Source organism: Flavobacterium seoulense (assembly GCF_000695795.1).
GTDB lineage: Bacteria > Bacteroidota > Bacteroidia > Flavobacteriales > Flavobacteriaceae > Flavobacterium > Flavobacterium seoulense.
Genome location: NZ_JNCA01000006.1, coordinates 221,651 through 233,950, shown reverse-complemented (window position 1 = coordinate 233,950; position 12,300 = coordinate 221,651). Strand labels below are relative to the sequence as shown.

The window sequence follows — 12,300 nt, the reverse complement described above, 5'->3', positions numbered from 1 at the left end:
ATTTGCATTTTAATTTTTTGGACTTATACTACACCATGAAAAAACACAACTACAGCGCAGGACCATCTATCTTACCACAAGAAGTTTTTGAAAAATCAGCAGAAGCTATTTTAAACTTTAATAATTCAGGATTATCTATTTTAGAAATTTCGCACCGAAGCAAAGATTTCGTTGCAGTTATGGACGAAGCGAGAGCTTTAGCTCTTGAATTACTTGGATTAGAAGGAAAAGGATACCAAGCTCTTTTTCTTGGAGGTGGAGCAAGCCTTGAATTCTTAATGGTTCCTTACAACTTGATGAAAGAAGGTGGAAAAGCAGCTTATTTAGATTCAGGAACCTGGGCAACTGCAGCTATTAAAGAAGCAAAACTTTTTGGAGAAACTGTTATTGTAGCTTCTTCAAAAGAAGACAACTATACTTATGTACCTAAAGATTATGAAATTCCTGCTGATGCAGATTATTTCCACTGTACATCTAACAATACTATTTTTGGTACTCAAATGAAATCATTCCCTAAAACTAATGTTCCATTAGTATGTGATATGAGTTCAGATATTTTTTCTAGACAATTAGATTTTTCTCAGTTTGATATTATCTATGCTGGTGCTCAAAAAAATATGGGACCTGCAGGAGCTACATTAGTAGTTATCAAAGAAGAAATCATTGGCAAAAACGGTCGTGCTATTCCAAGTATGTTGGATTATGCCAAACACGTTAAAGCGGATAGTATGTTCAACACTCCTCCTGTATTCCCTGTTTACGCATCTTTGTTGACATTAAGATGGATCAAGGAAAAAGGTGGAATTGCTGCTGTTGAAAAACTAAACAATGCTAAAGCTGAATTGCTTTATAACGAAATTGACAGAAACCCATTATTTAAAGGAGCTGCTGTTGAGGAAGACCGTTCTAATATGAATGTTACTTTCTTATTAACAAACCCTGAGCACACTGAAACATTTGACAAAATGTGGAAAGAGGCTGGAATTTCCGGATTACCAGGACACCGTTCTGTAGGTGGTTACAGAGCATCTATCTATAACTCTATGTCTATTGAAAGCGTACAAGTTTTAGTAGACGTAATGCAAGCTCTAGAAAAAGCAGTTTAATTCTCATTTACTATTGGTAATTTTTGATATTGAAAATTGCCATTGAAATTTAAATTGAGAACGCTAGCAGAGGCTCTAGCCCCGATAGAAGTGGAAATCCTTGTGGAGGCAGGCATCTACGCCGACACAAGATTGAAATGGATAGCGGGAAACAGCTTCTAAAACATTCAATTAATTTGAGGAAAAAACCTCTTAATGTAATAAAAAAACATGAAAGTATTAGCAAACGACGGGATTTCAAAAAGTGGAATCTTAGCTTTAGAAAAAGGTGGTTTTGAAGTAATCACTACAAAAGTTGCTCAAGAACAAGTAGCGAACTACATTAACGAAAATAACGTAAGCGTTATTCTTGTTCGTAGTGCGACTAAAGTTCGTAAGGACATTATTGATGCTTGTCCGGGCATTAAAATCATCGGTCGTGGTGGTGTAGGTATGGACAATATTGATGTGGATTATGCTAAAAGCAAAGGAATTCACGTAATCAACACTCCTGCTTCTTCATCAGAATCTGTAGCTGAATTAGTTTTTGCTCATTTATTATCTGGTGTTCGTTTCTTACATGATTCTAACAGAAACATGCCTTTAGAAGGAGACACTAAATTTAATGACCTGAAAAAAGCTTACGGTAACGGTACTGAATTAAGAGGAAAAACTTTAGGTATTGTAGGTATTGGTCGTATTGGTCAGGCTACTGCTAAAATGGCTCTTGGTTTAGGTATGAAAGTTATCGCTGCTGATAGTTTTATTCCTTCAGTAGATGTTAAGGTTGAGTTTTTTGACGGACAATCAGTAACTACTACTATTGTTCCTCAATCATTAGAATCTTTATTTAAAGAAGCTGATTTTATTTCTTTCCACGTTCCTGCTCAAAACGGATACATTTTGACTGAAAAAGAATTTGCTACCATGAAAGACGGTGTAGGAATTGTAAACTGTGCTCGTGGTGGTGTTATCAATGAAGTTGACTTAGTTAAAGCTTTAGACAGCGGAAAAGTTGCTTTTGCTGGTTTAGATGTTTTCGAAAACGAACCAACTCCTGCTACACAATTGTTAATGCACCCAAAAATCTCTTTGACTCCACACATTGGAGCTGCAACTGGAGAAGCGCAAGACAGAATTGGAACTGAATTAGCATCACAAATTATCAGTTTGTTAAGCTAAAATTTAAGTTTTTATAATACAAAAAGGACTCATGGCAAATGGCTAATGAGTCCTTTTTTTTATTAAATTTGGTAAATAACCTTATAAAGCAAATCTCATGTTAGCACAATTATCACAATTAGTACAGGAATTTGGAGCAGATGCAGTTGTAAAAAACGAAGCGATTCCAAATGAACAAAATGAGGCAGTCCTACAAGAAACCAGTAATTCTATTTTTTCAAGTCTGCAGAAAATAGCTAACCAGGCCGATTTGTCCCAAATAGCCGGACTTTTACAAGGCAAGGATATTGATAAAAACAATCCTGTGATACATGAGATTACAAGTCAGGTATCTAATTCATTAACCGAAAAACTAGGAATTAATTCTGAAACTGCTACTAACTCAGTAACGGCAATGATTCCGCAAATTTTAAGTTCTTTAATCGAAAAAGCAAATGACCCTAAAGACAACAGCATTAATATCTCCGAAATCTTAGACTCTTTAACAGGCGGCGACAGCCCTGAACATGCCGGTATTATGGAAGCCATTTCGACTTATGGAATTCATTTTGGTTTAGATCAAAATGGCGATGGAAAAGTAGATCTTGACGATGCTGTAGAACTTTCTAAAAAAGGAGGTTTAGGAGGTATGCTGGGAAAACTTTTTGGCAAATAAAAAATAAGCTTATAATTCAATCTAATGCCATTTATCTTAATTGTAAATGGCATTTTTTTTTCAAATAAAACTAAATCAGGAATTTATACCAAATACAATATAGTCCAATCGTTGTGGTATAATGCCGTTGTATATTTCATTTGGACCAATTTTTATTGGTCTATTTTGAAATAACAAACGGTATTAATTCGTAAATTTAGAGTACTAATTTCTTTGATTATGAAAAATAGTATCTACACAATAGCGCTAATTTTTGGTTTAATTATACTAAGCTGTACTACAACTAAAACAAATATTACTAAACAAAAAAATACTATTGCGAGCGTTAGTGACACCATAAAAATTGTTAATGAAGAAGTAGAATATGAAGTTATTATTATTGATCCTGGTTTTGCTACCTGGCTCAATTCAATGGCACAGCCACGAGGTTTTTACACTCAAAGCTATCTGGAAACTAAAAACCAAATTTACATTAACGAATGGAATAATCGCTTTATGCAACCACAACGCTACAATCGCAATTTATACGAAATGAGCATTGATTATGACTCTAATATTGATTATGGCTACGAAGTAAATTATTTGATTTACAACTATATGATTTATTTTCAAAATAATTACAATCAAAGACTTTTTGGTCGTGTTCCTCTGAGATAATCTTGTTATATTTGTTGTAATCTTAAGCAAATATGGACAAATTAAAGAGACGTTGGGGAATAGCTACTAATTATGATTTAGTAATCATATTTATAGTCTTTGCTATAAACGGTTCTCTGTCAGCAAAAATTTCCAGCTACTTAATGAATCTTTTAGACATCAATAGAGAAAACACCCACTGGTCTCTATATTATTTTATTCTAATTGTATTGGTTCTGCCTTTATATCCTTTTTTATTAATGTTCTTCGGTTATCTTTTCGGACAATCGAAATTCTTTTTTCCTTTTTCGAAAAAAATGCTTCAAAGAATAGGATTAGGATTTATTTTTAAAAAGCAAAAGGATTAGTTTTCTTTCTTTATAACATAATAATAAATCCATGTTAGCGTAAATGTTGGAATAATATCAGTCAGTGGAAAAAGCTCTTCTAAAAAAGAAATAATTCCTCCTATTTTACCTACACGGCCTTTATACATTTTTGCCAACAAGAAACCAGAAATTGGCGCCCAAACCACATCTGAAAATTCTCCAAGAAAAGGAATCGTAAACGAAAGCATTCCGATAATATCGAAAATAATTCCCAAAAAAAGTATTTTATACTTGTGTTCCATCTTGGATTTAAATCAAATCATCCTTTTAATTTATCTTTAAAATAGGTTCTCACCTTTTCAATTTTAGGTGTAATTACAAAAGAGCAGTAACCTTGCGATTTGTTTTGATTGTAATAATTTTGATGATAATCTTCGGCTTCATAAAATGTTGAAACGGCAGAAACCTTAGTAACAATTGGTTTTCCAAAAACATCTTCCTGAGTTAAAAAACGAATAAAATCTTCGGCGATTTCCCGCTGTTCTTCATTATGATAAAAAATTTCGCTTCGATACTGCGTTCCCACATCATTTCCCTGACGGTTTAAGGTGGTAGGATCATGAGTAGCAAAAAAGAACTCTAATAATTCGCCAAACGAAATTTCGTCCGGATTAAAAGTAATCTGAATAGCTTCGGCATGACCTGTATCTCCCTGACAAATTTCTTTGTACGTTGGATTCAAAGTATTCCCACCAATATATCCTGAAACAACAGATTGAACGCCTTTCAATTCTAAAAAAACAGCTTCAGTACACCAAAAACAACCTCCGGCAAGCGTTGCAACTTCTACTCTATTTTCATTTTCCATATTCGTTTTCTTTTTTGATTGTATCTGTTGCTTTCATTAATCTTTTCATAAAAGCAAGCATTCTTTATTAACTCAAATTTATGCTTTTTAGTCTAAAAATATACTTCTTCCAATTTTATAATCACTAAAATCTTTGTTTCTTTGTAAAAACTGCTAACAATGATACAAGCCAAAAACGTACACAAATATTACGATCAACTTCATGTTTTAAAAGGTGTAGATTTACATATTCAAAAAGGAGAAATTGTATCTATTGTAGGCGCTTCAGGAGCAGGAAAAACAACATTGTTACAAATTTTAGGCACTTTAGACCGTCCTGATAAAGATAAGGAAATTGAACTTCGAATTAACAACGAAGATATTTTGTCTATGAACGACAAAAATTTATCTAAATTCAGAAATTTAAACCTTGGTTTTATCTTTCAGTTTCATCAATTATTACCTGAATTTACGGCACTTGAAAATGTATGTATCCCTGCATTTATAGCAAAAAAACCAAAGAAAGAAACTGAAGAAGAAGCTATAAAACTATTAACTTATCTAGGTCTTTCGCATCGAATTAATCACAAACCCAGCGAACTTTCGGGCGGAGAACAACAACGTGTAGCCGTCGCCAGAGCATTAATAAACAAACCAGCAGTGATTTTTGCCGATGAACCTTCGGGAAATTTAGACACTGCTTCCGCAGAAAATTTACATCAATTGTTTTTTAAATTAAGAGATGAATTAGGACAAACTTTTGTTATTGTAACTCACAACGAAGAATTAGCTAATATGGCTGATAGAAAACTGGTGATGATTGATGGATTAATTAGCAATGAATAAAACTGAACTTAAAGATTTTCTTGATCAAAAAGTAATTCAATACAATACACTTGATTTTATCGAAAGTGATCCTGTACAAATTCCGCATTTATTTACTCAAAAAGAAGATATTGAAATTGCTGGTTTTCTAAGCGCGACAATTGCCTGGGGTAACCGAAAAATGATTATCAAAAATAGTCATCGCATGATGGAATTAATGGGAAATGCTCCTTACGATTTTGTTATGTCTCATTCTGAAGATGATTTAGTTCGATTAGAAACTTTTGTACACCGTACTTTTAACGGGCAGGATTTTGTAGGTTTCATGAAGTCTTTACAAAATATTTATAAAAACCATAACGGACTGGAAGCTGTTTTTGCGAAAAATCAAACGGCTGATTCGATGCAAAAAAGTATCTCCGAATTCAAGCAACTCTTTTTTGAAATTCCGCATTTATCAAGAACTCAGAAACACATTTCAGATCCACTGAATAATTCGGCGGCCAAGAGGATTAATATGTTCCTAAGATGGATGTGCCGTCAAGACAACAAAGGCGTTGATTTAGGAATCTGGAAAACTATTTCTCCTGCTCTACTTTCATGTCCATTAGACCTACATTCAGGAAATGTTGCCCGAAAATTAGGCTTACTTAACCGTAAACAAAACGACGGAAAAGCACTTTTAGAATTGGATTCAAAACTTAGAGAATTCGATGCAACTGATCCAGTAAAATATGATTTTGCTCTTTTTGGACTTGGTATTTTTGAAGACTTCTAAATTGTTTTTAAATTCGAAAAAACATAAAATTATTCCACTGTAATACTTTTACTCAACATTAGCTTAAAAAGTGTTTTTTATCGATTATTTTAAGCACTTAATCGATGTTATTGAAATTATTCATTACTTTTATCTTGTAAAACCCCAATTACAAAAAACTAATAACCTACAAGAAATGAAGCTTTCAAAAAAAATTGTTCTGGCCGAGGATAATTCTATCCTTTCAAAATTGTTACAATTCAAATTAGAAAAAGAAGGTTATCAACTTTTAATAGCGACCAACGGTAAGGAAGCTGTTGATCTTATTGAAGGTAACGAACCTGATATGATCTTAACTGACATCATGATGCCTTTTATAAGCGGATTAGAAGTGATTAGTCATGTTAGAAACAAGTTAGAAAAGAAAACGCCTATCGTTGTATTTTCATCTGCTGGTCAGGAAGAAATGGTTTTAAATGCTTTTAATCTGGGTGCTACCGATTTTATGAGCAAACCTTTTAGTCCAAACGAATTAATTATTCGTATCAAAAGATTATTGCAGTAAAGCTTTAATTGAGCTGTATGGTAGAATTACTTCAAAATATAGTTGAAGCATTAAATAACTCCCATCCTATTATTCAATTCTGTACTTATTTATCATTGTTTTTTATAGCAATTATAATACTATTGGTTATTTATCTAAAAAACCTAAGAGACAGATTAAGAATAAAAGGACGGATAGAGGCTACCTATAAAAAAAAGTACGAAGCCGAACTTATAGAATATCTGTATGCTGATGATGATAAAAATAACAACTTACAGCAGCAACAAATAATTACTTATTTCAAAAAAAGTTCCGAAAACCGCTTAAAAAGAAAACTAATAATTGCTACTTTTTTAAAGTTGAAGAACGAAATTTCGGGGGAAACTTCAGATGCAATTCAGAATTTATATTATCAAACTGGACTTATTGATTCGGCTACTTCTAAATTAAAGAGTAAAAAATGGGATACTGTTGCCAGAGCAATCAGAGAATTAACCTTATTCGAAATCAAAGAAGCTCACGATGAAATTATTCAATTAATCAATCATCCTAAAAAAGAAGTTCGCAACGAAATTCAAAAATATTTGGTGAAATTATTTCGCTTCGACGGACTCGAATTTTTAAACGTTTTAGAAAATCCGTTATCAGAATGGGATCAGATTCAATTGTTAGAAATTTTGAATAAATTCAATAATCTGGAAGTTCCTGATATGAATAACTGGCTACAATCGACTAACAATTCTGTACTTTCATTTACATTGAAATTAGCTAAAATTTATAATCAATATGGTGTAAAAGATGAGATTATAGCACTTTTTAATCATGCTGATATTCAAATTAGAATTGAAGCCATTAATGTTGTTGCTCATTTAGGAATTTATGAAGCTGTAGCTGTTTTAAAAGAAGATTATTTCACGAGAAGTCTCGACGAACAAATTGCTTTTTTCAAAATGATGGAAGAAATGGCAGTGCCAGATGATATTCCGTTTGTTCGCGACCATATAGAAAATGAGAACTTTTTCATTCGAATTTCGGTAATGAAAATATTGAACCTTATCACTGTGGATGACGATAATACGTTTAAAATCAACACCACTGCGACCGATTTTACAATAGATAAAGATTTAACCATAGCCAGTTAATTATGATGCTAAATTTACCGGAACAACTTATCAACTTTTTTGATTATATCTTTTTTGGTTTTGCAATTGCTGCTATTTCATCGTACATTATTTTAGCGATAATTTCTGCTTTTGAAACGGTCAATTACATGAAGAAAAACAGCTTCGTAAATTACACCGAAATCTTATCTTCATCTATCTCGCCATCCATTTCTATTATTGCTCCGGCTTATAATGAAAGTTTAAATATTGTAGAAAATGTGCGTTCCTTACTTTCAAACCATTATGTAAATTATGATGTAATTATAATAAATGACGGTAGTAAAGACGACACTTTAGAAAAACTCATCGAAGCTTATGATTTGGTAAAAGTCGATTATTTAATCAATAATCAGGTAGCTACTAAACCGCTTCGAAAAGGCGTTTTTAAATCGACCAATCCAGCTTTTGAAAAATTAATTGTAGTAGACAAAGAAAATGGCGGAAAAGCGGATGCACTAAATTTAGGATTAAATATCAGTACCAATAAATATGTAGCCTGCATTGATGTTGATTGTTTACTGCTGGAAGATTCTTTGCAAAAAATGATCAAACCTTTTCTTGAAGCTACTGACCACAAAGTTATTGCCGCAGGCGGTGTGATTAGAATTGCCAATTCCTGCATTATAAAAGACGGAAAATTATTAGACATTAATTTCCCTAAAAATAGCATTGTAAGAGGACAAATTCTTGAATATTTAAGAGCTTTTCTTTTAGGTCGAATGGCATGGAGCAAACTCAACGGATTATTAGTTATCTCGGGAGCTTTTGGCTTATTCGATAAAAAAATCGCACTTGAAGTAGGCGGTTATGATACCAAAACCGTGGGTGAAGACATGGAAATTATTGTACGAATGAGACGCTACATGGAAGAGAAAAAAGCCAAATACAAAGTAGCCTACATTCCTGATCCGTTATGCTGGACAGAAGCGCCGGATAATTACAAAATTTTTATTTCACAAAGAAACCGCTGGACTCGTGGAACTATTGAAACACTTAAAAAACATAAAAAAATTGGATTTAATCCTAAATACAATTCATTAGGAATACTTAGTTATCCGTATTGGTTTTTATTCGAAAGGTTAGCTCCTATTATAGAAGTACTTGGTCTTTTTTACTTTTTACTACTCATTGTAACAAATAATGTAGTGTGGGATTATGCCGTTTTATTTCTTATTGTTGCTTATCTTTTTACCGTATTATTTTCGATTATTACTATTATTGCCGAAGAACTTACTTATCATCAATATACTAAAAGAGGAATGGGAAAACAGCTTATTAAAACCGCTTTTACTGAGCCAATATTGAACCATCCTTTTATTTTATATGCCGCTATAAAAGGTAATTTTGATTATTATTTTAATAAATCAATCAAATGGGGCGAAATGACCCGAAAAGGAATGAGCAGCAATTAAATTAATTCCAAAAAACATCAAACTCAAAAGAATCAGAATAATGATAAACAAGCCCGTTATCAAATTAACTTTACTATTTACATTGATTTGCTTTTTCCAAATACAAGCACAAGGTTACAAAGGAGATCCGGATGTTTCTTTAGAAACAGCTCGGCAACTAGCTTTTAATCAGCATCGAAAACAAGCGCAGGACACTTTATTGAATGTTCTGAATAAATATCCTGAATATCATGATGTCCGTTCTTTTTTAGCATCAACTTATGCCTGGGATGGCGATTACAAAAAAGCACGAAAAGAATTTGCTTATGTTATCGAAAAAGCTCCCGAAAACAAAGATAACTGGATTGCAGCTATTAAGAATGAATCCTGGAGTGAAGCACATTTTGAAGCAGTCGAAATGACTAAAAAAGCCTTAAAATTATTTCCTAATGATGCTGAATTACTGCTTTTAAAAGCTACAGCGCTAAAAAACACTAACAATACCGTTGAAGCTAAAAACACTATCAAAGAGGTATTAATTCAAAATCCCGATGATCAAAAAGCACAAGAATTCTTAACTGAATTAGGCAATACAGCATTCACAAACTCTGTTGGTCTAAAAGCTGCTGTTGATGTGTATTCTAAAGTTTTCGATCCAATGCAATACTATACTTTTAGTTATGGTAAACAAACTAAATACGGAAATATCATTGCAAAATATAATTTTAACCGACGATTTAATGAGAATGGTTCTCAGCTAGAATTTGATTTATATCCTAAAATTACCAAAGGACTTTATGCTTACATAAATCTAGGTTTTGCTGATTCTCCTATTTTTCCTGATTTAAAATATGGCGCTGAATTGTACAAATCGTTACCACATGGTTTAGAAATTTCGGCAGGTTTTAGAAATTTAAAATACAGTACAAATACCAGTATTTATACAGGTTCCATTGGTTGGTACACAGGAAATAGTTATTGGTCATTACGTCCTTATTTCACACCTATTGATGGCAATACCAGTACATCAGGAGCTATCAACTATAGAAAATACCGCAGCAATGCCGATAATTATTTAAGTTTCACCTTCAGCATGGGAACTTCTCCCGAAGTGAATCAGTTTATATTTAGCACCAATGATACACCTATTGTAAATTTAAAAACAGAACGTTTAAATGTAGGTTACTTTTTTACCACTCATAAAAATAAAAATGCCTGGAGCGCTCAATTTGATGTAGCGCATCAGGAAATAAGCTTCAATCCTGGAAATTATTTTTGGGTTTATTCACTTACAGTTTCCTGGGATTTAAGATTCAAATAAGCATATATTGAACGTTTGTTTTTAAAAAGACTATCTTTGCACAAAATATACGTTTTATGGCCACTTTCGAGCAATTCAATCTTCCTAAATCATTACAAAAAGCAATTGATGAATTAGGATTCTCCACTCCTACTCCTATCCAGGAAAAATCTTTCTCTGTAATTATGTCAGGAAGAGATATGATGGGAATTGCGCAAACCGGAACAGGTAAAACTTTTGCTTATTTATTACCATTACTAAAACAGTATAAGTTTAGTACCACACATACACCTAAAATTGTCATTCTGGTTCCCACCAGAGAATTGGTTGTTCAGGTTGTAGAAGAAATAGAAAAACTAACGCAGTTTATGTCTATTCGAACCATCGGAATTTTTGGTGGTGTGAATATCAATACACAGAAAAAAACGGTTTACGAAGGTTCAGATATTCTTGTGGGAACTCCCGGAAGAACAATGGATTTAGCACTTGACAATGTAGTTCGTTTTGAAGATACTCAAAAATTAGTCATTGACGAATTTGACGAAATGCTAAACTTAGGTTTCAGAGTTCAGCTTACAGCATTATTAGCAATGATGCCTAAAAAACGTCAAAACATTCTATTTTCGGCTACAATGACTGATGAAGTCGATGCTATCCTGAACGATTATTTTGATTATCCGGAAGAAGTAACACTTTCAGCATCGGGAACTCCATTAGAGAACATCAAACAGATTACTTATAATGTTCCTAATTTTAATACCAAAGTCAATTTATTAAAACATTTATTGGAAACCAACGAAGACATGAGTCGGGTTTTGATTTTTGTAAATAACAAAAAGATTTCTGACATGCTTCACGAACGCATTGAAGAAGATTTTGACGGGCAATTTGGTGTTATTCATTCGAATAAATCTCAAAATTACCGTTTGAATACAATGGCAGAATTTCAGGAAGGCAATCTTCGCGGATTGATCACTACTGATATTATGGCGAGAGGTTTAGACATTTCGAATATTACTCATGTAATCAATTTTGAAATGCCAGAATTTGCCGAATTGTACATGCACCGTATAGGTCGTACCGGTCGTGCTGATGCTACAGGAACTGCGATTAGTTTTATTTCGCCACGCGAAGAAGATGCTAAAGTAGAAGCCGAAGTATTAATGGATATGGAATTAGAAATTGAAGATTTTCCTGAAGAAGTTGGAATCTCAGATAAACTAATTGGTCCTGAAAAAGATAAACAGCCCATTAAGTTTTTAATGAAAAAACCTAAAATTGAAGGCGGAGCTGCTTTTCACGAAAAGGCTAAAAAGAATACAAAAGTAAATCTTGGAGGACCTTCTAAAACAAAGAAAAAAACGCATGGTTCTGTCAATAGAAATATGTTGAAAAACCAGGCTGCTAAAAAGAAGAAAAAAAAATAAACTATTCAGGAAGGCAGAAAACAGTCATCAGAAAGCAGATTTCAGATTAAGTATAATTTGAAATCTGCTTTTTTGCTTTTGCATTCTGCAAGCTGAATTCTAAAAAATTACTTTGTAAAAACTTACAACTGTTTACAAATTTGTATTTTTGGAACTAAA

The 12,300-nt window shown here is 32.8% G+C and carries 14 protein-coding genes; 12 read left to right on the top strand and 2 right to left on the bottom strand.

The window, feature by feature from the left end:
• Positions 1 to 35: 35 nt before the first annotated feature.
• The 5 genes from serC to FEM21_RS03990 all read left to right on the top strand — a co-directional run bounded on the left by serC (position 36) and on the right by FEM21_RS03990 (position 3,926).
• On the top strand, positions 36 to 1,106 hold the full coding sequence (gene serC / locus FEM21_RS04010; RefSeq protein WP_035658054.1) for a 3-phosphoserine/phosphohydroxythreonine transaminase: 1,071 nt from the start codon (positions 36 to 38) through the stop codon (positions 1,104 to 1,106).
• 210 nt (positions 1,107 to 1,316) lie between these two features.
• Positions 1,317 to 2,267 (top strand): D-2-hydroxyacid dehydrogenase, encoded by a 951-nt coding sequence (locus tag FEM21_RS04005; protein WP_035658050.1) that lies wholly within the window; start codon positions 1,317 to 1,319, stop codon positions 2,265 to 2,267.
• 97 nt (positions 2,268 to 2,364) lie between these two features.
• Positions 2,365 to 2,922, top strand: a complete 558-nt coding sequence (locus tag FEM21_RS04000; protein ID WP_035658048.1) for a hypothetical protein — start codon at positions 2,365 to 2,367, stop codon at positions 2,920 to 2,922.
• 219 nt (positions 2,923 to 3,141) lie between these two features.
• On the top strand, positions 3,142 to 3,579 hold the full coding sequence (locus FEM21_RS03995; protein ID WP_035658046.1) for a DUF6146 family protein: 438 nt from the start codon (positions 3,142 to 3,144) through the stop codon (positions 3,577 to 3,579).
• A gap of 32 nt (positions 3,580 to 3,611) precedes the next feature.
• A complete protein-coding gene (locus FEM21_RS03990; protein WP_035658044.1) occupies positions 3,612 to 3,926 on the top strand; it encodes a DUF6787 family protein in 315 nt (104 codons plus the stop codon).
• On the opposite strand, the gene FEM21_RS03985 is transcribed toward FEM21_RS03990, so the two are convergent.
• Together FEM21_RS03985 and msrA are read right to left on the bottom strand one after the other, a co-directional pair.
• Entirely contained in the window at positions 3,923 to 4,189 is a 267-nt protein-coding gene (locus tag FEM21_RS03985; protein ID WP_035658041.1) for a hypothetical protein, read from the bottom strand. The genes FEM21_RS03990 and FEM21_RS03985 overlap by 4 nt on opposite strands.
• A gap of 17 nt (positions 4,190 to 4,206) precedes the next feature.
• Complete coding sequence (msrA, locus tag FEM21_RS03980; protein ID WP_035658038.1) at positions 4,207 to 4,755, bottom strand: peptide-methionine (S)-S-oxide reductase MsrA; 549 nt, start codon at positions 4,753 to 4,755, stop codon at positions 4,207 to 4,209.
• A 159-nt stretch (positions 4,756 to 4,914) separates the two neighbouring features.
• On the opposite strand from msrA, the gene FEM21_RS03975 reads away from it, so the two are divergent.
• The 7 genes from FEM21_RS03975 to FEM21_RS03945 all read left to right on the top strand — a co-directional run bounded on the left by FEM21_RS03975 (position 4,915) and on the right by FEM21_RS03945 (position 12,141).
• Positions 4,915 to 5,580, top strand: a complete 666-nt coding sequence (locus FEM21_RS03975; RefSeq protein ID WP_035658036.1) for an ABC transporter ATP-binding protein — start codon at positions 4,915 to 4,917, stop codon at positions 5,578 to 5,580.
• Positions 5,573 to 6,337: a TIGR02757 family protein gene (locus FEM21_RS03970; RefSeq protein WP_035658034.1), complete on the top strand. Its 765-nt coding sequence runs from the start codon at positions 5,573 to 5,575 to the stop codon at positions 6,335 to 6,337. The genes FEM21_RS03975 and FEM21_RS03970 overlap by 8 nt, the downstream gene beginning before the upstream one ends.
• Before the next feature lie 175 nt (positions 6,338 to 6,512).
• Positions 6,513 to 6,881: a response regulator transcription factor gene (locus FEM21_RS03965; RefSeq protein WP_035658163.1), complete on the top strand. Its 369-nt coding sequence runs from the start codon at positions 6,513 to 6,515 to the stop codon at positions 6,879 to 6,881.
• A gap of 17 nt (positions 6,882 to 6,898) precedes the next feature.
• Positions 6,899 to 8,002: a hypothetical protein gene (locus FEM21_RS03960; RefSeq protein WP_051627471.1), complete on the top strand. Its 1,104-nt coding sequence runs from the start codon at positions 6,899 to 6,901 to the stop codon at positions 8,000 to 8,002.
• 2 nt (positions 8,003 to 8,004) lie between these two features.
• On the top strand, positions 8,005 to 9,435 hold the full coding sequence (locus tag FEM21_RS03955) for a glycosyltransferase family 2 protein (protein ID WP_035658032.1): 1,431 nt from the start codon (positions 8,005 to 8,007) through the stop codon (positions 9,433 to 9,435).
• 40 nt (positions 9,436 to 9,475) lie between these two features.
• Positions 9,476 to 10,735 carry a YaiO family outer membrane beta-barrel protein gene (locus tag FEM21_RS03950; protein WP_035658029.1) on the top strand — a complete coding sequence of 420 codons (1,260 nt, stop codon included), beginning with the start codon at positions 9,476 to 9,478 and terminating at the stop codon, positions 10,733 to 10,735.
• A 56-nt stretch (positions 10,736 to 10,791) separates the two neighbouring features.
• A complete protein-coding gene (locus FEM21_RS03945; RefSeq protein WP_035658026.1) occupies positions 10,792 to 12,141 on the top strand; it encodes a DEAD/DEAH box helicase in 1,350 nt (449 codons plus the stop codon).
• The last annotated feature ends 159 nt before the right edge of the window (positions 12,142 to 12,300 follow it).

What these genes read in the sequence shown, in the direction of transcription:
- serC (WP_035658054.1), top strand. Translation starts at nt 36, where the DNA reads ATGAAAAAACACAACTACAGCGCAGGACCATCTATCTTACCACAAGAA.
- FEM21_RS04005 (WP_035658050.1), top strand. Translation starts at nt 1,317, where the DNA reads ATGAAAGTATTAGCAAACGACGGGATTTCAAAAAGTGGAATCTTAGCT.
- FEM21_RS04000 (WP_035658048.1), top strand. Translation starts at nt 2,365, where the DNA reads ATGTTAGCACAATTATCACAATTAGTACAGGAATTTGGAGCAGATGCA.
- FEM21_RS03995 (WP_035658046.1), top strand. Translation starts at nt 3,142, where the DNA reads ATGAAAAATAGTATCTACACAATAGCGCTAATTTTTGGTTTAATTATA.
- FEM21_RS03990 (WP_035658044.1), top strand. Translation starts at nt 3,612, where the DNA reads ATGGACAAATTAAAGAGACGTTGGGGAATAGCTACTAATTATGATTTA.
- FEM21_RS03985 (WP_035658041.1), bottom strand. Translation starts at nt 4,189, where the DNA reads ATGGAACACAAGTATAAAATACTTTTTTTGGGAATTATTTTCGATATT.
- msrA (WP_035658038.1), bottom strand. Translation starts at nt 4,755, where the DNA reads ATGGAAAATGAAAATAGAGTAGAAGTTGCAACGCTTGCCGGAGGTTGT.
- FEM21_RS03975 (WP_035658036.1), top strand. Translation starts at nt 4,915, where the DNA reads ATGATACAAGCCAAAAACGTACACAAATATTACGATCAACTTCATGTT.
- FEM21_RS03970 (WP_035658034.1), top strand. Translation starts at nt 5,573, where the DNA reads ATGAATAAAACTGAACTTAAAGATTTTCTTGATCAAAAAGTAATTCAA.
- FEM21_RS03965 (WP_035658163.1), top strand. Translation starts at nt 6,513, where the DNA reads ATGAAGCTTTCAAAAAAAATTGTTCTGGCCGAGGATAATTCTATCCTT.
- FEM21_RS03960 (WP_051627471.1), top strand. Translation starts at nt 6,899, where the DNA reads ATGGTAGAATTACTTCAAAATATAGTTGAAGCATTAAATAACTCCCAT.
- FEM21_RS03955 (WP_035658032.1), top strand. Translation starts at nt 8,005, where the DNA reads ATGATGCTAAATTTACCGGAACAACTTATCAACTTTTTTGATTATATC.
- FEM21_RS03950 (WP_035658029.1), top strand. Translation starts at nt 9,476, where the DNA reads ATGATAAACAAGCCCGTTATCAAATTAACTTTACTATTTACATTGATT.
- FEM21_RS03945 (WP_035658026.1), top strand. Translation starts at nt 10,792, where the DNA reads ATGGCCACTTTCGAGCAATTCAATCTTCCTAAATCATTACAAAAAGCA.